The sequence below is a fragment of the Cellulomonas sp. ATA003 genome, from assembly GCF_031582905.1.
Lineage (GTDB): Bacteria > Actinomycetota > Actinomycetes > Actinomycetales > Cellulomonadaceae > Pengzhenrongella.
In genome coordinates, this window is record NZ_CP133990.1 from 149,995 (window position 1) to 169,873 (window position 19,879).

A 19,879-nucleotide genomic window follows, 5' to 3' on the forward strand; every position below is an offset into this window, starting at 1 on the left:
GGGTCGCGGTGGCGGGCGGCACTCAGATCCCCGCCGCGCTCATCGCGGCGCCGCGCCGCCGGTAGACCGCCCACGTGGTGGCGGCCATCACGAGGTAGAGGCCGACGAAGGCGACCAGGGCGGGCTGCAGGCTGCCCGCGACGTCGTTCGACACCGCGAAGCCGCGCGGGATGAGGAACCCGCCGAACGCGCCCACCGCACCGGCGATCCCGATGCACCCCGCGGCGGCCTTGCGGCTGCGTGCCGTGCGCTCGGGGGTGGTGGCGCCGACCCGGAAGACCGCCGGGATCATCCGGTAGGTCGCCCCGTTGCCCACACCCGTCGCCACGAACAGGACGAGGAACGAGGCGAGGAACATCGGGAAGCTCGACGCCCGCAGGGCGGCGGCGGCGCCCAGACCCGCGACGGCCATGGTCCCGAACGCGGCGATCGTCATCCGCGCCCCGCCCCAGCGGTCGGCCAGCATGCCGCCCGCCGGGCGGGCCAACGAGCCGACGAGCGCACCGAGGAACGCGACGCTCAGCCCGACCTCGGGGAACTGGTTGTTCAGCAGCGTGGGGAAGGCGCCGGAGTAGCCGATGAACGAGCCGAAGGTCCCGATGTAGAGGAACGAGATGATCCAGGTGTGCCGGTTGCCCGCGGCGGCACCGAACGCCCGGAAGTCGGCCTTCGCCGCGGTGAGGTTGTGCATGGTGCGCCACGCCAGGACCGCGGCGCACAGGACGAGCGGGATGAACATCAGGCCGGCGCGCTGCAGCTGCAGGCCGGCGGCGGAGACGATGACGATCGGGACCGCGAGCTGGACCGCCGCGGTGCCGAGGTTGCCGCCGGCGGCGTTGAGGCCCAGCGCCTTGCCCTTCTCCCGCTCGGGGTAGAAGAACGAGATGTTCGCCATCGAGGACGCGAAGTTGCCGCCGCCGAGCCCGGCGAGCGCGGCGACGACGAGCAGCGTCCCGAAGGGCGTCTCCGGCCGGCTGACCACGAACGCGAGCGCGCTCGCCGGCAGGAGCAGCAGCAGCGCCGAGACGACCGTCCAGTTGCGGCCGCCGAGGAGTGGGACGGCGAACGTGTACGGGATGCGCAGCGTCGCGCCGACGAGGCTCGGCACCGCGATGAGCCAGAACTGCTGGTCGATGCTGAGCGCGAAGCCGGCCGCGCCGAGCTGGGGGACGACGATGCTCCACGACGCCCACACCGCGAAGCCGAGGAACTCGGCGACGATCGACGGCACGAGGTTCTGCCGGGCGATGCGTCGGCCGCCGGCGGCCCAGAACCCGGCGTCCTCCGGCTCCCAGTGGTCGATCCACCGGCCCCGCCGGACGACGGGGCCGACGTCCGTGCCGACGGCGACGGTGTCGACCGTCGGGCTGTCGATCGTCGTGGTGCCGCTCGTGATCGCGGTCGATCCGTGCTGTGCCGTCATCGCTGCCCTCCCGCCTCGCCGCCCGTCGGAACGGGCCGCGCGGGCGCCCGGCGGCGCCCCCTGTGGTGCCCACGACGCTAGGGAGCGGGTGTTTCGGGCGACCGTGCCGGGGCGTTAAGGGTCTGCGACCGACATCGCACGGTCGGGAAGCGGAGGCTGTGAGATCGACGCGCGCCGGAGGTCAGGGGGCGCCGTCGAACCCGAGCTGGCGCCACGCCTCGTACACCGCGATGGACGCCGAGCTCGTGAGGTTGAGGGACCGGCGTCCGGCGAGCATGGGGATGCGGACGGCGTCGGCGATGCGCGGGTCGGCGAGGACGTCGTCGGGCAGGCCGGTGGGCTCCGGACCGAAGAGCAGGACGTCGTCGGGCCGGTAGGCGACGTCGGTGTAGACGGTGGTGGCGCGCGTGGTGAAGGCGAGCACGCGGGCGTCGCCGAGGGCCGCCCACGCGGCCGCGAGGTCGGCGTGCACGACGACGTGCGCGAGGTCGTGGTAGTCCAGGCCGGCGCGGCGCAGCTTGGGCTCGGACAGGTCGAACCCGAGCGGCTCCACGAGGTGCAGCTCGGCACCGGTGACGGCGGCCAGCCGGATCGCGTTGCCGGTGTTCTGCGGGATGCGGGGCTCGAAGAAGAGGATGCGGACCACCCGAGGATGGTGCCACCCCGGCGTGCACCTGCGGCGTGACCACGGTGCAGGCGCGAGGATGGAGGGCATGAGCACGATCGGCATCCAGCAAGAGCCCTGCCCGTCACGGTCTCCCGACGGTGACCCGTGCATGCGCGCCGCGGCGCACCTGGACCCGCACCGGCGCGACACCGACGGACGCCGGTGGACCGGCGGGGTCTACCGTCCGGCGGCCTGGGCCGCCGGGTACGTGCCCCACCAGAGCAGTGCCCACCACAGCTCGCCGGCCCACTTCAGGTCTTACCGCTGAGCGCCCGGTCCGCGCGGCGCCGACCCGGCGCGCCGCCCGTGACCCGGGTCGGGCACTACGCTGGCGGCCGCTCCCACCGAGAGGACTGTCGATGACGACGCCGTACCGCGCCGCGGACGACCGCTACACCCGCATGCCGTACCGCCGCACCGGTCGCAGCGGCCTCGACCTCCCCGCGCTGTCCCTCGGGCTGTGGCACAACTTCGGCGACACCACCCCGATGGCCACCCAGCGCGACGTCCTCCTGCGGGCGTTCGACCTCGGCGTGACCCACATCGACCTCGCGAACAACTACGGCCCGCCGCACGGCTCGGCGGAGGAGAGCTTCGGGCGGCACCTCGCGCGGGACCTGCGGCCGTACCGCGACGAGCTCGTCATCTCGACCAAGGCGGGGTACGACATGTGGCCCGGCCCGTACGGCGACGGCGGCTCGCGCAAGTACCTGCTCAGCTCTCTCGACCAGTCCCTGGCCCGGATGGGCCTGGACCACGTCGACATCTTCTACTCCCACCGGCCCGACCCGACGGTGCCGATCGAGGAGACGATGGGGGCGCTGCACACCGCCGTCGTCAGCGGGCGGGCGATCTACGCCGGCATCTCGAACTACAGCCCTGCGCAGACCCGGGCGGCCGCGCGCGTGCTCGCTGACCTCGGGACGCCGCTGCTCATCCACCAGCCCTCGTACTCGATGTTCAACCGGCACGTCGAGATCGCCCAGCCCGGGCCTGACGGCGCCGCAGCCGAGTCCCTGCTCGACGTCGTGGGGGACCTCGGCGTCGGCACGATCGTGTTCTCCCCGCTCGCGCAGGGCCTGCTGACCGGCCGCTACCTCGACGGCGACATCCCGGCCGACTCACGCGCCGCCGTCGGGCACTTCCTCAAGCCCGAGCGCATCGACGAGACGTACCTGGCCCGGGCCCGGGCGCTCGCGGAGGTCGCCACCGGGCGCGGGCAGTCCCTCGCGCAGCTCGCGCTCAGCTGGGTGCTGCGTGACGAGCGGGTGACGTCGGCGCTGATCGGCGCGAGCAGCGTGGCCCAGCTCGAGGAGAACATCGCGGCGCTGTCCGCGCCCGCGCTGACCGCCGAGGAGCTGGCCGCGATCGAGCCGCACGCCGTCGACGGCACCGCCCGCTGACGTCCCGGCCCGCTTCCGCACCGCGTACCGACTCCCGCACCACCTGCCGAAGGGATGCCCATGACCTCCACCGACCGGCTCCGGATGGTCCTGGCCACACCCTGCCCGAGGAGCTGTGCCGGCTGGTCGAGCAGCTCGAGCCCCGCGTCGAGCTCGTCCGCGACCACGACCTCCTGCCGCCCATGCGTCAGCCGGGCGACCACGGCGGTGACCCGGCGTGGCGGCGCACGCCCGAGCAGCAGGCCCGGTTCGACGCACTGGTCGATTCCGCCGAGGCGCTCTACGGCATCCCGGACGTCTCGTCGCAGGCGCTCGCCCGGACGGTCGCGGCCAACCCGGGGCTGCGCTGGGTGCAGACCATGGCCGCGGGTGGGGCGGCGTCGGTCGCGGCTGCGGACCTCGACGCCGACGCGCTGGAGCGCGTGACCTTCACGACCTCGGCCGGCGTCCACGCCGGGACGCTCGCCGAGTTCGCGCTCTTCGGGGTGCTCGCCGGGGCCAAGACGCTGCCGCGGCTGATCGCCCAGCAGCACGCGCACGAGTGGCCCGCGCGCTGGTTCATGGGCCAGGTGCGCGAGCAGACCGTCCTCGTCGTGGGGCTGGGGGCGATCGGCCGGGAGACCGCGCGGCTGCTGCGTGCGGTCGGCGCGCGGGTGCTGGGCGCGAACCGCAGCCCGGTCGAGGTCGAGGGCGTGGAGCGCGTCGTCGGGCTGGACCGGCTCGCCGACGTCGCCGCGGACGCGGACGCCGTCGTCGTGACCCTGCCCGGGGCGGCGGCGACGACCGGGCTGGTCGACGCCGCGGTGCTGGCCGCGCTGCGGCCCGGCGCGACCGTCGTCAACGTCGGCCGCGGGACGGTGATCGACGAGGACGCCTTGGTGGCCGCGCTGCGGGACGGCTCGGTCGGCTGTGCGGTGCTGGACGTCACGGCCGTCGAGCCGCTGCCCGGCGACAGCCCGCTGTGGGACCTGCCGAACGTGCTGCTCAGCCCGCACACCGCGGCGCTCAGCGTCGAGGAGGACCGCCGGATCGCCGAGCTCACCGCCGAGAACGCGCGGCGCCTGCTCGACGGCGAGACGCTGCGCAACGTGGTGGCGCCCGAGGACCTCTAGGGTCGGCGCGCGGCCGCGAGCGAGCTCGCGAGCGACTGCCCCAGCGGGAGCCGGGGAGCAGGGTCGCCTGCAGCGCGTGGTACGCGTCGGCCTTGCCGGGCCGGATGGTCGCGGCCGGACGGTTGTGCGGGTCGAGCTCGTGGTGCCACGACCCGTGCTCGTGGTCGACGAGGTAGCGCTCGGCGTACGCCCACCAGGTCGCCTCGTGGTCGCGGTACCGGTCGTCCCCGGTGACCTGCCGCAGCACCGTCGCCGCGCCGAGCGCCTCGCACAGCACCCAGTGCAGGCGCTGGCGGACGCGCGGATTGCCGTCCCAGTCGACGGTGTAGATGAACCCCGGCTCGCCGTCGACCGCCCACCCCTGCTCGACGGCGGCGTCGAACAGGTGGACGGCGCCGTCGAGCAGCTCGGCGGCGAGGGTCAGGGTCGCCTCGTCGCCGGACCGGGTGAGTAGCGCCGCGCGCACGTGCAGCGTGAGGCGGCTCCACTCCAGCCAGTGGCCGACGGTCGAGCCGTAGGGACGGAACGGGTCGTCCGGGGTGTCGCTGTTGTGGTCCAGCAGCGGGCGCCAGGCGGCGTCGTAGTGCTCGGGCAGCCGCCACGCGTGCGCGCGCGCCTCGGCGTGCGCACGCCGGGTGATCCGCACCGCCCGGTCCAGCCAGCGGTCGTCCCCGGTGGCCGCGTACGCGGCGGTGAACGCCTCGACGGTGTGCATCGCGGAGTTCATGCCCCGGTACGGGTCGAGCGTCGTGAAGGTGCGGTCCCACGTCTCGACCATCATCCCGGCGGCGTCGTCCCAGAAGTGGCGCTCGACCACGTCGAGGGCGTCGGTCAGCAGCGCGGACGCACCGGGGCGGCCGGCGATCGCCGCGCTCGACGCGGCGAGGACGACGAACGCGTGCGGGTAGGCCGACTTGTCGTCGTCCACCGGCGAGCCGTCGGCGTCGACCGCCCCGAACCACCCGCCGTGCGCGGCGTCCCGGAACAGCCCGGTGAGCGCCCGCAGCCCGTGGTCGGCCGCGTCGGCGCTGCCCGGGTGGCCGAGCAGGGTCCCGAGCGCGTGGACGTGGGTCATCCGGCAGGTCACGTAGAGCCGCGCCGGCAGCCCCGGGGTGACGGCGCCGCGCGCGTCGAGCCAGCCCCAGCCGCCGTCGGGCAGGGCGGCCGCACGGCTGAAGTCGAGCAGGTCGCGCCCGAGCCCTCCGAGGCGGCGGTGGTGGTCGGGGGAGTCGACGTCGATCGGTGGCGTGCCGGACGGCGCGGGTGGCTCGGCGGTCATGACGGCTCCTGGTTCGCGGAGGGGGCCGGGTGCCCGGGCCCGGTCCGGTAGACCAGGACGCGGCGTGGGTCGGCCGTGAGCTCCACGATGCTGCCCACCCGGGGGGCGTGGTGCGACCGGGCGTGCAGCGCGAGCCCGCTGGACGTGAGGGCCTCGACGGCGAACTCCCGGCCGTGGTACTCCACGACCGAGACCCGCGCGGTCGTGGTGGTCCCGCCCTGGGTCGGCGCGCCGGGGGCCACGGTGAGGTCCTCCGGGCGGACAGCCACCCGCACGCGGTCACCGACGGCGACCGGGCCCATCGCGGTGCCGCGGAGCGTCAGGCCGCGGCCCGCGACGGTCACGGCGTCCCCCGCGACCGCGGTGACGTCGACGTCGAGGAGGTTGCGGTAGCCCATGAAGTCCGCGACGTGCCAGCTCACCGGGGCGTCGTGCAGCTCCTGAGGGTGCCCACCTGCTGCACCCGGCCCTCGCGGAGCACCACCAGGCGGTCGGCGAGGGACAGCGCCTCCTCCTGGTCGTGCGTGACGTAGATCGTCGTCCACCCCAGTGCCTGGTGCAGGCGGCGGATCTCGGTGCGCATCTCCAGGCGGAGGTTGGCGTCGAGGCTGGACAGCGGCTCGTCCATGAGCACCAGGCGCGGCCGGAGGACGACGGCGCGGGCGATGGCCACCCGCTGCTGCTGGCCGCCGGAGAGCTGGCCGGGGAGCTTCTTCGCGTGCTGCGCGAGCCCGACCATCGTGAGCGCCTCACCGACACGGCGTGCGATCTCCGGCTTGGTCACCCCCGCATCTGCAGGCCGAAGGCGACGTTGCCCTCGACGGTCAGGTGCGGGAAGAGCGCGTAGTCCTGGAAGACCACCCCGAACCCGCGCCGCTCGGCGGCGACGGTGTCGACCCGTTCGCCGTCGATGAGGATCTCGCCGTGGGTGAGCGGGATCAAGCCGGCGAGGCAGTGGAGCGCGGTGGTCTTGCCGCAGCCCGACGGGCCCAGCAGGGCGACGAGCTCCCCGGACCGGACGGTGAGGTCGAGGTCCACGAGCGCCTCGGTCTCCCCGAAGGTCCGGCCGACGCGGCGCAGGGTGAGCGTGTCCCAGCCGCCGGTGGCGATGGCCATCTCAGCCGCCAGCGGCGGACCGGGCGGACCGCGCGTCGTTCCTCAGGAGCACCATGTCGCCGCCAGACGTTACCCGCGGCAGGTGCGGCGTCCGACCTGTGGCGGACGAGCCGGCCGGCGGGGCCGTCGTGGAGCACGGGTAGCATCCTCGACGTCCAGCCCCACTCCAGGTCGCGACGCGTCGCGTCCTGGTCAGCGCTTCGAGGAGGAGACGTCATGCCGGCTCATCCCCATCGCGCGGTCGGCGCGCCGCGCCGCCGTGCAGTCCGTGACTCCAGGAGCGGTGCCCGTGCGGACCGGACCGTCGAGGTGGCCGCGTGAAGATCGCCAGTGCCGAGGTCCTCGTCACCAGCCCGGGTCGCAACTTCGTGACGCTGCGTCTGACCACCACCGACGGCGTCGTCGGGCTCGGTGACGCGACGCTCAACGGGCGCGAGCTCGCCGTCGTCTCCTACCTGCGCGACCACCTCGTCCCGCTGCTCGTGGGACGCGAGGCGGACAACATCGAGGACACCTGGCAGTACCTGTACCGCGGGGCGTACTGGCGTCGTGGTCCGGTGACGATGTCGGCGATCGCCGCGGTCGACATGGCGCTGTGGGACATCAAGGGCAAGGTGGCCGGCCTGCCGGTCTACCAGCTGCTGGGTGGCCGGAGCCGGCGGGGGCGCTGGCCTACGGGCACGCATCCGGCTCGACGCTCGAGGCCCTGTTCGACTCGGTGCGCAACCACCTCGACGAGGGCTTCCGGGCGATCCGGGTCCAGACCGGCGTGCCCGGGCTGAAGAAGATCTACGGCGTCGGCGGCGACCAGGCGCGAGGGCAGAAGTACGACTACGAGCCCGCCGGTCGCACGGCCGTCCCGGTCGAGGAGGACTGGGACACCCGGTTCTACCTGCAGCACATCCCCGGCGTGTTCGCCGCGGTGCACGAGGAGTTCGGTGCCGGCCTGCCGCTGCTGCACGACGCGCACCACCGGCTCACGCCCAACCAGGCCGCCCAGCTCGGCCGGTCGCTGGAGCCGTACGACCTGTTCTGGCTCGAGGACTGCACCCCGGCCGAGAACCAGGAGGCGCTGCGGCGCGTGCGGTCGATGACGACGACGCCGCTGGCGATCGGCGAGGTCCTCAACAGCGTCCACGACTACCAGACGCTGATCACCGAGCAGCTCATCGACTACGTGCGCTCGTCCGTCACGCACGGCGGCGGCATCACCGCGATGAAGAAGCTCATGGACTTCGCCGCGATCTACGGGATCAAGTCCGGGTTCCACGGCCCGACCGACATCTCCCCGGTCGGCATGGCCGCCGCGCTGCACCTGAGCATCGCGCTGCACAACTTCGGCATCGTCGAGTACATGCAGCACAACACCCAGACGCTCGAGGTCTTCCGGACGAGCTACACGTTCACCGACGGGCTGCTCGACCCGGGCGAGACGCCGGGCCTGGGAGTCGACATCGACGACGAGCTCGCGGCCACGTTCCCGTACACGCCCGCGTACCTGCCGGTGAACCGGCTGCTGGACGGCACCGTCCACGACTGGTGACGCGGGGGCCGGGGCGCGGAGCCCCGGCCCCGGGCGTTGTGCCCGGTCCGGAATGCGCTTACCATCGAGGGAGGCGTGGCCGACGACGTCCCGGTCCTGCGCCTGCCGGCGCCGCTGCCGCTGCGCGCGACTCGCGCGCCCCTGCGGGACGCGCCCGGCGCGACACGTCCGAGGAGATGTCAGCCGTGATGCCCCAGGAGGCCCGGACATGACCACCACAGACCCAGGTGTGCTGCCCCTGGCCGAGTGCGCCCTGCTCCTGCGCCCCGACGACGACGTCGCGGTCCTCACCCGCGAGCTGCCCGCCGGGACCCGCGTGCTGACCCCCTCGGGCGAGATGGTGCTGCCCGGCGACGTGCCCCGCAGCCACAAGCTCGCCGTGCGCGCGGTCGCGGCCGGGGCGCCGGTGCACAAGTACGGCCAGTCGATCGGGCTCGCGACGGCCGACATCCGCCCCGGGGACCACGTGCACGCGCACAACCTCGGGATGGACGACACCGCCCGGGCCTACGAGTTCGGCACCGTGCGCCGGGACCTCCCGGCCCCCGAGGGCGAGCTCCCGACCTTCCAGGGCTACCACCGCGCCAACGGCAAGGTCGGCACCCGCAACTACATCGCCGTCCTGACCTCGGTGAACTGCTCGGCGTCGACCGCGAAGATGATCGCCGCCCACTTCGGCGGGATGGCCCTGGACGCCTACCCGAACGTCGACGGCGTCGTGGCGCTGACCCACGGCAGCGGCTGCGGCCTCGTGCCCGGCAGCGAGGGCTCGAACATGCTGGTGCGGACGCTGCGTGGGTACGCCCAGCACCCGAACGTCGCCGGTCTGCTCGTCCTGGGCCTCGGGTGCGAGATGGTCCCCGTGCAGTCGCTCGTCGACGGCCTGGAGCTGCCCGCGGACACCCTCGTCGAGACGCTGACCATCCAGGCCACCGGCGGCATCCGCGCCACGGTGAAGGCCGGCATCGACAAGATCAAGGAGATGCTCCCCGAGCTGGACGCCCGGCGCCGCGCACCCGCACCCATCAGCGAGCTCGTGCTGGGGCTCAACTGCGGCGGGTCCGACGGGTACTCCGGCATCACCGCCAACCCGGCGCTCGGCCACGCCTCGGACCGGCTCGTCGCCGCGGGGGCACGTCGATCCTCGCCGAGACGCCCGAGGTGTTCGGCGCCGAGCACCTGCTGACGCGCCGCGCGGTCTCCGAGGCGGTCGGCCGCAAGCTGCTCGACCGGATCGACTGGTGGCAGGACTACGCCCGGGCCGGCGGCGGCAGCCTGGACAACAACCCGTCGCCCGGCAACAAGGCCGGTGGGCTCACGACCATCCTCGAGAAGTCCCTCGGTGCGGTCGCGAAGGCCGGCCAGGCGGACCTGTCCGCGGTGTACGAGTACGCCGAGCCGGTCACCGAGCGCGGCATGGTCTTCATGGACACCCCGGGCTACGACCCGGTGTCCGTCACCGGCATCATCGCCGGCGGCGCGACCGTCGTGTGCTTCACGACCGGCCGCGGCTCCGTGCTCGGCGGGCGCCCCACGCCGGTGATCAAGCTCGCGACCAACACCGAGATGTACGAGCGCATGAGCGACGACATGGACCTCAACGCGGGGCGCATCGTCGACGGCATCGCGACGGTCACCGAGGTCGGCGAGGAGATCCTCGAGCGCATCATCGCGGTCGCCTCGGGCGAGACCACCGTCAGCGAGGAGCTCGACCTCGGCCAGGAGGAGTTCATCCCCTGGCAGCTGGGCACGGTCACCTGACGCCTGGGCTGCCGGCGGGCGGTCACCGGTCCCGGACGTCGCCCTCCCAGTCCACGAGTTGCACGATGACGCCGTTGGGGTCGCGCACCTGGAACGCGCGCTCGCCCCACTCCTCGACCGTCAGCGGCATCGTGATCGCGACGCCCTCCCGCTCGAGCCGCGCGAGCTCGCCCTCGAGGTCGTCGACGACGAACGCGAGGATCAGCCCGGTGGCGTGCACGTCCCGCTGGTCGGCGGGGAGCGTGGGCAGGCCCCGCCGCAGGAGGACGACGTTCATCCCGGCGTCGTCGCGGGCCAACGAGGCGAAGCCGTCGGCCGACATCTGCTCGACGAAGCCGAAGTGGTCGCGGAGGAAGTCGCGCGACGCGGGGACGTCGTCGACGGTGAGCGACACGGCGCTGGAGAGGATCTTCATCGGGGTCCGTTCGTCGGGCGGCCGACCGTCGGCTGGACGGTGTACGTCGTACAACGTACGGCGAGCGAGGATGTTCCCGTGAGCCCCGACCGCACGAGCGCCGGCGACCCGGCGCGGACCCTCGCCCTGCTGTGGCGCGACCCCACGTCGGTGCCGCGGCGCGGGCCGCGCCGCGCGCTCGACCTGGACGCGGTCGTGACCGAAGCGATCGGCGTCGCCGACGACGACGGGCTGGCGGGGCTCACGATGCGCCGTGTCGCCGACCGCCTCGGGGTCGCCACGATGTCCGTGTACACCTACGCGGGCAAGGACGACCTCCTCGACCTCATGCTCGACGCCGTCCTCGCGGCCGCGCCGCGCGCCGACACGTCCGGGCGGGGGTGGCGCGAGCGCGTCGGCGCGGTCGCGGAGGAGAATCGCGACCTCTACCGGGCACACCCGTGGGCGGCCGAGGTGTCGACCCTGCGTCCTCCGCTCGGCCCGGGCCAGATGGCGCGGTACGAGCACGAGCTCGCGGCGTGGGACGGCTGCGGGCTGGACGACGTCACCATCGACGACTGCCTGACCCAGCTCCTCGGGTTCGTCCGGACGTGCGCGCGCGACGCCGGGGCGGTGCGCGCCGCGCGACGTGACTCCGGGATGGACGACGCCCAGTGGTGGGCCGGTGCGGCCCCCGTCCTGGCGCGTGTGCTCGACCCCGCGCGCTATCCCCGCGCGATCCGCATCGGCGAGGCCGCGGGTCGTGCGCACGGCAGCGCGCACGACCCGGAGCACGCCTACCGGTTCGGCCTCGAGCGGCTCCTCGACGGGTTCGCCGTCCTCATCGACCGGGCGGTGCCCCGCTGAGGGCCGCGAGCCCCCGCGCTCAGCGGGCGGGCACGGTGCCCAGCAGGTCCGCGACCTCGGACCGCAGCGCCGACCGGAAGCCGTCGTGCTCCCGGACCGGCTCGCTGAACACCTCGTGGATGCCCAGCATGCGGTCGGCGAGACCGGCGTCGTCACCGGCCGCGACCTCGCGCAGGCGGTCGGCCAGCGGGTCGTCCAGCGGCAGGTCCTGGCCGTTCACGTCCCGGCCGCGGGCGACGAACACGACCCAGGCCGCGACGGCGCGCGTCGCCGCGGCGGGGACGGATCCCGCGGCGAGCCGGTCGGCGACGGTGCTGATGAGGCGGATCGGCACCTTCTGCGACCCGTCCCCGGCGACCTGGAGGGTCGTGTAGCCGGTGGCGGGGTTGGCGTAGCGGTCGAGGATGTCGTCGCGGTAGTGCGCGAGGTCGAGGTCGGCCGGCGGGGTGAGGGTCGGGATGACGTCCTCGTCGAGCAGCCGGCGGGCCAGCCCGGCCACCTCGGCGTCGAGCATCGCCTGATCGATGAGGCGGTGCCCGCGCAGGGCACCGAGGTACGCGACGGCGGAGTGGCTCCCGTTGAGCATGCGCAGCTTGGCGCGCTCGTACGGGGCGACGTCGTCGGTCAGCGTGGCGCCGGGGACGAGCTCCCAGCGTGGCCGCGGCCCGGCGAACAGGTCCTCGACGACCCACTGCGTGAACGGCTCGGCGACGACGAGCGCCTCGTCGCGCCACCCGGACAGCGCGCTCGCCTCGGCCTGGTGGGCCTCCGTGGTCGCGGGCGTGATCCGGTCGACCATCGTGACCGGGAAGCGGACGGACTCCTCGACCCAGGACCGCACGCGGGCCGCGTCGGCGCCGCCGGCGGCGTCGAGGATCCCGGCGACCAGGCCGGCGACCACCCGGCCGTTGTCCATCATGTTGTCGCAGCAGACGACCGTCAGCGGTGCGCCGTGCGCGCGCTGGCGGCGGGCGAGGCCGCGCACGAGCGCGCCGATCGGCGTGCGCGCCGGGGCGCCGGCGTCACGGCCGGACAGCTCGGCCGTGAGGGCGGCGATGTCGGCGGCGAGGTCCGGGTTGGTCAGGTCGGGGCCGCCCGCGGCGTTGCGCCGGTAGCCCTTCTCGGACACCGTCGAGGACACGATGTGCGTGGTGGGGGCGGCGATCGCGGTCAGCACCCGCTCGGACTCGTCGCCGAGCGACGCCGCGCCCCGCATCGAGCCGATCACGCGCAGCGACGTGCTCTCGCGGCCCTTGGTGAGGACGCCGTACAGGCCGTCCTGCGGGGCGAGCTGCTCGGCGACCCGGGGGCTGCGCCCGGTGACGCCGAGGATGCCCCAGCGGTCCTCACCCGCCGCGGCCGCGGCCTCCTCGGTGAAGACGGCCTGGTGGGCGCGGTGGAAGGCGCCCACGCCGAGGTGGACGATGCCGATCCCGGTGGTCCGCGGGTCGACGGCGGGCGGCTGGACGGTGGCATCTGCCGAGGCGCCGGAGGGCCGGGCGGCGGAGCCGGCGCTCTCGAGGGTGCCCAGGGACAGGCGGGGCAGCGGGTCGGGGAAGTCATCGCGTCAGCTCTCGGTCGGGGGTGGGGACGGTGCCGGTCAGGCAGTCAGGCAGTCGGGCAGTCAGGCGGTGGAGCGGTGGGAGCGGTGGAGCGGTGGAGCGGTGGGGCGGTCAGTCGGTCAGTCGGTCAGGCGGGAAGGGCGGATCGGCGGGGGCCGGTGGAGGCCCGCACCACGAGCGAGACGGCCGTCGGCCTCGAGCGCCGGTCGCCGGCGTCGCCCGCGTCGGGGGCGTCGGGGGCGGGGTCGAGCAGGGTGTCCACGCACGTGCGCCCCAGCAGGCGCAGCGGGATGGCGACCGTGGTCAGGGCGGGCGTGACCTGGGTGGCGGCGGGCACGTCGTCGAACCCGACGACGGAGACGGCGTCGGGCACCGGGACGCCGCGCAGCCGCAGCCGGTCGAGGATGCCGAGCGCGATGAGGTCGTTGTGCGCGAGCACGGCCGTCGCGCCGCTCGCGGTCACCAGGTCGGCCGCGGCCACGCCGCCCGCGAAGACCGGGGAAGTGGCCGAGGTCGACGAGGTCGACGTCGGGCAGCGTGCCGACGACGGCGGCGAGGCCGCGGCGCCGCTCGAGGTCGGACCACGAGTCGGTCGGGCCGCCGGCGTAGGCGATGCGCCGGTGCCCGAGCGCGTGGACGTGCTCGAGCGCCTGCCGGATGCCGTCGACGTTGTCCACGGTGATCGAGCGCAGTCCGGGCGCGTCCCGGTTCACGAGCAGCACCCGCGGGCGACCGGGGCGGGCGGCGAGCGCGGCGAGCGCGCGGTCGGACATCCGCGGGGAGCACAGCAGCAGGCCCTCGACGTCCGGTGCCAGGTGGTCGACGAGCTCGGCCTCGACCTGCGAGTCCTCGTCCGCGTCGGCGACGAAGACGGTCAGGCCGGCCGCGCACGCCCGGTGCTGGATGCCCTTGACGAGCCCGGAGAAGAACGGGTTCTCCATGTCCGGCACGATCACCCCGAGCCGCCGGGTGACCCGCGGCGTGCCCAGGTCGACGGGGCCGGGCGCGCCCACGACGCCGCCCACCGGCCGGTAGCCGAGGTCGTGCGCGGCGCGCAGGACGCGCTCGCGCCGGACGGTCGCGACCGCGCCGGGGTCGGCGAGCGCGCGCGACGCGGTGGCGGGCGAGACGCCCGCGGCGCGGGCGACGTCGCGCAGCGTGACCACGGGGCCTCCCTGGGCGTCGTCGGCGTCGTCCGATGTGAAACGCGATTTCACCATGTCTCACGGTGTCTCACAAGGGACGTGCGTCGGTTGCCTCCGGTTGCTGCACGCTGTTGCCGTGAGCAGCGACGATGCCGCACACTCGACCGGCACCCGTGTGTTTCACACCGTCTCAACGTGGAGGTCTGTCGTGACCGTTCCGTCCCCGGGCACCTGGGCCCTGCACCCCGACCGGGCCCTGCCGGCCGATCCCGTCACCCGGGACCTGGCCCGCGCGGTCTACGCCCAGACCCGTGACCTGCCGATCGTGTCGATGCACGGGCACGTCGACGCGGCGATGCTCCGGCGCAACGAGCACTTCGGTGACCCGGCCGAGGTGTTCGTGGTCCCCGACCACTACCTCGTGCGGATGATCGTGTCCCAGGGCGTGCCGCACGACGCGCTCGGCGTCCCGCGCAAGGACGGCGGCGCGGTGGAGACCGACCCGCGCGCGATCTGGCGGACGTTCTGCGCCAACTGGAAGCTGTACCGCGGGACCCCGACGCGCTACTGGCTCGAGCACGTGTTCGTGGAGGTCTTCGGCCTCAGCGCGCGCCCGTCCGCCGAGACCGCGGACACGCTCTACGACGAGATCGTCGCCAAGCTCGCCACCGACGAGTACCGCCCGCTGGCGCTCTTCGACCGGTTCGACATGGAGATCGTCGCCACCACCGACCCCGCGACGGCGACCCTGTCGGACCACGCCGCGCTCGCGGAGCGGGGCTGGGGCCAGCGCGTGGTCCCCACGTTCCGCCCCGACGCGGTGCTGCAGCTCGACAAGCCCGGCTGGCGCGACGACGTCGCGCTCCTCGCGGAGCGCGCCGACATCGCGGTGGACTCCTATCCGTCGTACCTGCGCGCGCTCGAGGCCCGCCGGGCGGCGTTCGTCGCCGCCGGTGCCCGCGCGACCGACCACGGTCACCTCTCCGCGGACACCACGCCGTTGCCCGCGGACGAAGCCGCCCGCATCTTCGCCGCCGCACTGCGCGGCGAGGTCACCACGGCCGAGGCGGACGCGTTCAGCGGGAACATGCTGTGGGAGATGGCCCGCATGTCCACCCAGGACGGCCTCACCATGCAGATCCACCCCGGTGTGCTGCGCAACCACAGCGCCGACGTGTTCGCCGCCCGCGGCGCCGACGTCGGGTACGACATCCCGGTGCCGACCGAGTACACGCACAGCCTGCGGCCGCTGCTCGAGTCCTTCGGCCACCACCCGGACCTGCGGCTCATCGTCTTCACGGTCGACGAGACGGTGTTCGCGCGCGAGCTCGCCCCGCTCGCCGGCGTGTACCCGGCGATGAAGCTCGGCGCGCCGTGGTGGTTCCTGGACACCCCGGACGGCATGCGCCGCTACCGCGAGGCCGTCACCGACACCGCCGGCTTCTACAACACCACTGGCTTCGTGGACGACACCCGCGCGTTCTTCTCCATCCCGGCCCGGCACGACCTGGCCCGCCGCATCGACGCCGGGCACCTCGGCCGCCTGGTCGCCGAGCACCGCCTCGACCTCGACGAGGCCGTGGAGACCGCCGTCGACCTCGCCTACAACCTGCCGAAGGCGGCGTACCCCGCGCTCGGCTGAGGTCCCCGACGTCCGCCCGGCGCCCGTGCACCGTCACGGGCGCCGGGCGGACGTCGCTCAGCGGTCGCCGGTCGTCGGTCAGGCGAGCGTCGCGGCGACCGCCAGCATGACCGGGACGGCGAGCAGCGTCGTGACGAGTCCGGCGTCCCGCGCGACGGCCTGGCCGCGCCCGTACTGCAGCGCGTACACGAGGACGTTCTGCGCGGTGGGCAGCGCCGCCATCGTCACCACCGCGAGGAGCTCGGGGCCCTCGAGCCCGAGCAGCCGGCCCACGCCCGCGGCGAGCAGCGGGTGGACGACCGACCGCAGGGAAACGGCCAGCACGAGCTCGCGCCTGCCGCCGGGTCGGCCGCCGGCCGGGCGGGGGACCGCGAGCGACATGCCGAAGGTCAGCAGTGCGAGCGGTGCGGCCGCGGCGCCGACCAGCCGGAACGGCTCGAGGACGACGTCCGGGACCTCCCACGGGAGCCCGGACAGCACGAGCCCGGTGAGCGTGGCGATGATGATGGGGTTGCGCAGCGTCCGGCCCAGAACGCCCCGGGCGCCGGTGTGCACCGCGCCCACGCCGACCGCGGCGTCGTCGGCCCGGTCGTCGGCCCCGGGGCGTCGCGAGTCCAGGACGACGAAGGCGATCGGGGCCAGGACCAGCAGCTGGAACAGCAGCGTGGGCACGACGGCGGTCGCGTCCCCGAGCAGGTAGACCGCGAGCGGCAGCCCGAGGTTCCCCGCGTTGACGTACGACGACGCCAGGGTCACGACGGTCGCCTCGCCCGCGGCGAGGTGCCACAGCCCGCGGGCGACCGCGAGTGCGACACCGGCGACGACGAGCGTCGAGATCGCGATCGTCAGCGCCGTCCGGGACGCGAGCAGGTGCAGGTCGGCGCGGGCGATGGTCACCAGCAGCAGGGCCGGGGTCGCGACGGCGAAGACGGTGCGGGCGAGCACGGTCTCGGCCCCCGCACCCAGCCAGCGGTACCGCCCGATCAGCCAGCCCGCGACGCCGATCGCGGCCATCGTCCCGAGCGCGGTCGCCACCGCTCCCATCAGCGGCCCACCGAGGTGGACGGGGCAGGGACGAGGCGCGCGGTCACCGGGCGATCCTCGCAGGCCCCCGCCGACGACGTCCCGTGGGGCGCAGGCGTGGACGCCCCGCCGCGACCGCCGCGTCCGGAAATCGCCCTACGCTGGCGGGCGCGGGCGCGGGGCGCGGACGCGGACCCGAGGCAGAGGAGGGCGACCCGATGACGGAGCCTGGACCGACCGGCGCGTCGCCGGTCGAGAGCGTCGACCGGGCGCTGCTCACGCTGCAGGCGCTCGCGGGCGCCGGAGCCCGCGGGATGTCCCTCGCCGAGCTCGCCGGGACGCTCGGGCTGAACAAGTCGACCGTGCACCGCGCGCTGGCCGCGCTGCGGTTCCGGGGGTTCGTCACCCAGGACCCGGCGTCCGGTGCGTACGTCCTCGGGTCGGCGGCCACGCAGCTCGCCGACGACTTCCTCGGGGACGAGAACCTCCCCGTCCTGCTGCACGCGGCGCTCGTCGCCCTGTGCGGGGTCGCCGACGAGCTCGTGCACCTGGGCGTGCTCAGCGGCACGCACGTGGTCTACCTCGACAAGGTGGAGCCCGAACGGTCGGTGCGCGTCTGGTCCGCCGTGGGGCGGCGTCGCCCCGCGGTGACGACCGCGCTCGGACGTGCGCTGCTCGCCTTCCGCGGGACCGACCGCTCGATGCTCGCGGGGTACGTGCGTGCGGCGGGTGAGGGCGTGGAGGTGGACGTCGACCACGTCTGGGACGTGCTCGAGCGCGCGCGGGAGACCGGCTACGCGACCGAGGACGAGGAGAACGAGGTCGGCATCAGCTGTGTCGCGGTGCCGCTGCTGCGCTCGGGGTCGGCCGTCGCGGCGGTGAGCGTGACGGCGCCGGCCGAGCGGATGACGGCGGAGAGGATCGCGACGGTCCACGCACAGGTCCGCGAGGTGCTGCCCCCGCTGCTTCCCGCCGGACTGCGCCTGCCGTGACCGTGCCGAGGCCTTGAGCGGACCGATCTCGTGTGGCATCCTAATTCCGGAGAGCGACACCCTCATTCCATCCAGCGAAACGGAGTCCGCGATGGACGTCCTGTCATCCCTGCGCGCCGCCCGCCTCGTGCCCGTCGTCGTGCTCGACGACGCCAAGGACGCCGCCGGCCTCGCCGGTGCCCTGGTCGACGGCGGTCTGCCGGTCGCGGAGGTCACGTTCCGCACCGCCGCGGCGCAGGACTCCATCCGGACGATGGCGGACCGCGGCGACATGCTCGTCGGCGCCGGCACCGTCCTGACCGTCGAGCAGGTCGACCAGGCCGTCGCCGCCGGGGCCAGCTACGTCGTCTCGCCCGGCCTGAGCCGCGCCGTCGTCGAGCGCTGCGCGGAGCACGGCGTCCTCGCGCTGCCTGGGGCGGTGACCGCGACCGAGATCCAGGCCGCCCTCGAGCTCGGTCTGACCACCGTGAAGTTCTTCCCGGCGGGCACGTCCGGCGGTGCGCCGGCGATCGCCGCGCTCGCCGCGCCGTTCACCGGCGTCTCGTTCGTGCCCACGGGCGGCGTCGGCCCCAAGAACCTCCAGGACTACCTCGGCATCGCCGCCGTCGCCGCCGTCGGCGGCTCGTGGATGGTCCCGCGCGACGCGGTCAAGGCCGGCGACTTCGACCGGATCCGGACCCTCACCGCCGAGGCCGTCGCGCTCGTCCAGGGCTGACCCGCCCGCGCCGCGGGTGAGGCCGTCGACCCGCAGCGCCCGCTCCACCGCCGTGCACGCCACACCACCCCCAGCACAGCCCGTCCGACAGATCAGCGAGGACCTGACGATGACCGAGCCGATGACCGCCCTGACCATCCGCCCCGCCGCGGAGTGCCGCTACGACGCGGTCTCCCTCGGTGAGGTCATGCTGCGCCTGGACCCGGGCGAGGGGCGCATCCGCACCGCGCGCTCCTTCCGGGCGTGGGAGGGCGGCGGCGAGTACAACGTCACGCGTGGCCTGCGCCGTGCCTTCGGGCTGCGCGGGGCGATCGTGACCGCGCTCGCGGACAACGAGATCGGTCGGCTGGTCGAGGACTTCATCATGACCGGCGGCCTGGACACCGACTTCATCCGCTGGGTGCCGTACGACGGCATCGGCCGCAGCGTGCGCAACGGCCTCAACTTCACCGAGCGCGGCTTCGGCGTGCGCGGCGCCGTCGGCGTCTCGGACCGGGGCAACACCGCCGCGTCCCAGCTCAAGCCGGGCGACGTCGACTGGGACCACCTGTTCGGCGAGCTCGGGGTGCGCTGGCTGCACACCGGCGGCATCTTCGCCGCGCTGAGCGAGACCGCCGCGGAGACCGTGATCGAGGCCGTGACGAAGGCCAAGGAGCACGGGACCGTCGTGTCCTACGACCTCAACTACCGCCCGAGCCTGTGGAAGGCGATCGGCGGGCAGGCGAAGGCGCAGGAGGTCAACCAGGAGATCGCGAAGTACATCGACGTCATGATCGGCAACGAGGAGGACTTCACCGCCTCGCTCGGCTTCGAGGTCGAGGGCGTGGACGAGTCCCTCTCCGCGCTCGAGGTCGACTCGTTCGCCGCCATGATCGAGACCGCCGCGGCCGCCTACCCGAACTTCAAGGTCATCGGCACCACGATGCGGACCGTGCACTCGGCGAGCATCAACGACTGGGGCGCGCTGGCGTGGTCCCGCGACACGGGCGTCGTGCAGTCCACGCACCGCGAGCGGCTCGAGATCCTCGACCGCGTCGGCGGCGGTGACTCGTTCGCGTCCGGGCTCATCTACGGCCTGCTCGACGGCCAGCCCCTGCAGACCGCGGTCGAGTACGGCGCCGCCCACGGCGCGCTGGCGATGACGACGCCCGGCGACACCACGATGGTCACCAAGGCCGAGGTGCTCAAGCTCGCCGGCGGTGGCGGGGCACGCGTCGACCGCTGAGCCCTGCGCC

General features: G+C 74.3%; 17 protein-coding genes and 3 pseudogenes. 9 read left to right on the forward strand and 11 right to left on the reverse strand.

Annotated elements, in window-relative coordinates:
* Positions 1 to 22: 22 nt before the first annotated feature.
* Both REH70_RS00760 and REH70_RS00765 read right to left on the reverse strand, forming a co-directional pair.
* Entirely contained in the window at positions 23 to 1,423 is a 1,401-nt protein-coding gene (locus REH70_RS00760) for a nitrate/nitrite transporter (RefSeq protein WP_310750606.1), read from the reverse strand.
* A gap of 181 nt (positions 1,424 to 1,604) precedes the next feature.
* Positions 1,605 to 2,069, reverse strand: coding sequence for a tRNA (cytidine(34)-2'-O)-methyltransferase (locus REH70_RS00765; protein ID WP_310750609.1), 465 nt, complete (start codon positions 2,067 to 2,069; stop codon positions 1,605 to 1,607).
* A 380-nt stretch (positions 2,070 to 2,449) separates the two neighbouring features.
* Between REH70_RS00765 and REH70_RS00770 the strand changes: the two genes are divergently transcribed.
* Together REH70_RS00770 and REH70_RS00775 are read left to right on the forward strand one after the other, a co-directional pair.
* Positions 2,450 to 3,493: an aldo/keto reductase gene (locus REH70_RS00770; RefSeq protein WP_310750612.1), complete on the forward strand. Its 1,044-nt coding sequence runs from the start codon at positions 2,450 to 2,452 to the stop codon at positions 3,491 to 3,493.
* A 182-nt stretch (positions 3,494 to 3,675) separates the two neighbouring features.
* A complete protein-coding gene (locus REH70_RS00775; RefSeq protein ID WP_310750615.1) occupies positions 3,676 to 4,605 on the forward strand; it encodes a D-2-hydroxyacid dehydrogenase in 930 nt (309 codons plus the stop codon).
* Here the strand turns inward: REH70_RS00775 and REH70_RS00780 are convergent.
* Genes REH70_RS00780 through REH70_RS00795 form a run of 4 tightly spaced genes read right to left on the reverse strand, consistent with a single transcriptional unit; the run spans position 4,532 to position 7,000 of the window.
* The gene (locus REH70_RS00780) at positions 4,532 to 5,884 is read right to left on the reverse strand and encodes an AGE family epimerase/isomerase (RefSeq protein ID WP_310750617.1); all 1,353 of its coding nucleotides are present in this window, start codon (positions 5,882 to 5,884) and stop codon (positions 4,532 to 4,534) included. The two genes, REH70_RS00775 and REH70_RS00780, sit on opposite strands and share 74 nt — an antisense overlap.
* Positions 5,881 to 6,306, reverse strand: a complete 426-nt coding sequence (locus REH70_RS00785) for a TOBE domain-containing protein (protein ID WP_310750620.1) — start codon at positions 6,304 to 6,306, stop codon at positions 5,881 to 5,883. Before REH70_RS00785 ends, REH70_RS00780 begins: the two co-directional genes overlap by 4 nt.
* Complete coding sequence (locus REH70_RS00790; RefSeq protein ID WP_310750622.1) at positions 6,303 to 6,668, reverse strand: ATP-binding cassette domain-containing protein; 366 nt, start codon at positions 6,666 to 6,668, stop codon at positions 6,303 to 6,305. Before REH70_RS00790 ends, REH70_RS00785 begins: the two co-directional genes overlap by 4 nt.
* On the reverse strand, positions 6,665 to 7,000 hold the full coding sequence (locus REH70_RS00795; RefSeq protein ID WP_310750626.1) for an ATP-binding cassette domain-containing protein: 336 nt from the start codon (positions 6,998 to 7,000) through the stop codon (positions 6,665 to 6,667). Before REH70_RS00795 ends, REH70_RS00790 begins: the two co-directional genes overlap by 4 nt.
* Before the next feature lie 317 nt (positions 7,001 to 7,317).
* Between REH70_RS00795 and manD the strand changes: the two are divergent.
* Together manD and REH70_RS00805 are read left to right on the forward strand one after the other, a co-directional pair.
* Positions 7,318 to 8,543, forward strand: a pseudogene (gene manD / locus REH70_RS00800) (D-mannonate dehydratase ManD).
* A gap of 208 nt (positions 8,544 to 8,751) precedes the next feature.
* A pseudogene (locus tag REH70_RS00805) lies at positions 8,752 to 10,304 on the forward strand (UxaA family hydrolase).
* A 22-nt stretch (positions 10,305 to 10,326) separates the two neighbouring features.
* Here REH70_RS00805 and REH70_RS00810 read toward each other — a convergent pair.
* Positions 10,327 to 10,719, reverse strand: a complete 393-nt coding sequence (locus REH70_RS00810) for a VOC family protein (protein WP_310750629.1) — start codon at positions 10,717 to 10,719, stop codon at positions 10,327 to 10,329.
* 78 nt (positions 10,720 to 10,797) lie between these two features.
* Here REH70_RS00810 and REH70_RS00815 point away from each other — a divergent pair, with 78 nt between their 5' ends.
* The gene (locus REH70_RS00815; protein ID WP_310750632.1) at positions 10,798 to 11,565 is read left to right on the forward strand and encodes a TetR/AcrR family transcriptional regulator C-terminal domain-containing protein; all 768 of its coding nucleotides are present in this window, start codon (positions 10,798 to 10,800) and stop codon (positions 11,563 to 11,565) included.
* A gap of 19 nt (positions 11,566 to 11,584) precedes the next feature.
* Here the strand turns inward: REH70_RS00815 and REH70_RS00820 are convergent, their stop codons facing one another.
* The 3 genes and pseudogenes from REH70_RS00820 to REH70_RS00830 all read right to left on the reverse strand — a co-directional run.
* On the reverse strand, positions 11,585 to 13,111 hold the full coding sequence (locus REH70_RS00820) for a mannitol dehydrogenase family protein (RefSeq protein WP_310754081.1): 1,527 nt from the start codon (positions 13,109 to 13,111) through the stop codon (positions 11,585 to 11,587).
* Between the two features lie 143 nt (positions 13,112 to 13,254).
* Positions 13,255 to 13,608 carry a substrate-binding domain-containing protein gene (locus REH70_RS00825; protein ID WP_310754082.1) on the reverse strand — a complete coding sequence of 118 codons (354 nt, stop codon included), beginning with the start codon at positions 13,606 to 13,608 and terminating at the stop codon, positions 13,255 to 13,257.
* Positions 13,609 to 13,735: 127 nt separating this feature from the next.
* Positions 13,736 to 14,347, reverse strand: a pseudogene (locus tag REH70_RS00830) (LacI family DNA-binding transcriptional regulator); the annotation flags it as partial.
* Between the two features lie 133 nt (positions 14,348 to 14,480).
* Between REH70_RS00830 and uxaC the strand changes: the two are divergent.
* Complete coding sequence (uxaC, locus tag REH70_RS00835) at positions 14,481 to 15,914, forward strand: glucuronate isomerase (protein ID WP_310750635.1); 1,434 nt, start codon at positions 14,481 to 14,483, stop codon at positions 15,912 to 15,914.
* 78 nt (positions 15,915 to 15,992) lie between these two features.
* Here the strand turns inward: uxaC and REH70_RS00840 are convergent, their stop codons facing one another.
* Positions 15,993 to 16,958, reverse strand: coding sequence for an AEC family transporter (locus REH70_RS00840; protein WP_310750638.1), 966 nt, complete (start codon positions 16,956 to 16,958; stop codon positions 15,993 to 15,995).
* Between the two features lie 197 nt (positions 16,959 to 17,155).
* On the opposite strand from REH70_RS00840, the gene REH70_RS00845 reads away from it, so the two are divergent.
* The 3 genes from REH70_RS00845 to REH70_RS00855 all read left to right on the forward strand — a co-directional run bounded on the left by REH70_RS00845 (position 17,156) and on the right by REH70_RS00855 (position 19,869).
* Positions 17,156 to 17,929, forward strand: a complete 774-nt coding sequence (locus tag REH70_RS00845) for an IclR family transcriptional regulator (RefSeq protein ID WP_310750641.1) — start codon at positions 17,156 to 17,158, stop codon at positions 17,927 to 17,929.
* A 91-nt stretch (positions 17,930 to 18,020) separates the two neighbouring features.
* Positions 18,021 to 18,644, forward strand: coding sequence for a bifunctional 4-hydroxy-2-oxoglutarate aldolase/2-dehydro-3-deoxy-phosphogluconate aldolase (gene eda / locus REH70_RS00850; RefSeq protein ID WP_310750645.1), 624 nt, complete (start codon positions 18,021 to 18,023; stop codon positions 18,642 to 18,644).
* Between the two features lie 109 nt (positions 18,645 to 18,753).
* Positions 18,754 to 19,869 carry a sugar kinase gene (locus tag REH70_RS00855; RefSeq protein WP_310750648.1) on the forward strand — a complete coding sequence of 372 codons (1,116 nt, stop codon included), beginning with the start codon at positions 18,754 to 18,756 and terminating at the stop codon, positions 19,867 to 19,869.
* The last annotated feature ends 10 nt before the right edge of the window (positions 19,870 to 19,879 follow it).

Coding starts and splice junctions, on each gene's coding strand:
- REH70_RS00760 (WP_310750606.1), bottom strand. CDS start 1,423: ATGACGGCACAGCACGGATCGACCGCGATCACGAGCGGCACCACGACG.
- REH70_RS00770 (WP_310750612.1), top strand. CDS start 2,450: ATGACGACGCCGTACCGCGCCGCGGACGACCGCTACACCCGCATGCCG.
- REH70_RS00775 (WP_310750615.1), top strand. CDS start 3,676: ATGCGTCAGCCGGGCGACCACGGCGGTGACCCGGCGTGGCGGCGCACG.
- REH70_RS00780 (WP_310750617.1), bottom strand. CDS start 5,884: ATGACCGCCGAGCCACCCGCGCCGTCCGGCACGCCACCGATCGACGTC.
- REH70_RS00795 (WP_310750626.1), bottom strand. CDS start 7,000: ATGGCCATCGCCACCGGCGGCTGGGACACGCTCACCCTGCGCCGCGTC.
- REH70_RS00810 (WP_310750629.1), bottom strand. CDS start 10,719: ATGAAGATCCTCTCCAGCGCCGTGTCGCTCACCGTCGACGACGTCCCC.
- REH70_RS00840 (WP_310750638.1), bottom strand. CDS start 16,958: ATGGGAGCGGTGGCGACCGCGCTCGGGACGATGGCCGCGATCGGCGTC.
- REH70_RS00845 (WP_310750641.1), top strand. CDS start 17,156: ATGACGGAGCCTGGACCGACCGGCGCGTCGCCGGTCGAGAGCGTCGAC.
- eda (WP_310750645.1), top strand. CDS start 18,021: ATGGACGTCCTGTCATCCCTGCGCGCCGCCCGCCTCGTGCCCGTCGTC.
- REH70_RS00855 (WP_310750648.1), top strand. CDS start 18,754: ATGACCGAGCCGATGACCGCCCTGACCATCCGCCCCGCCGCGGAGTGC.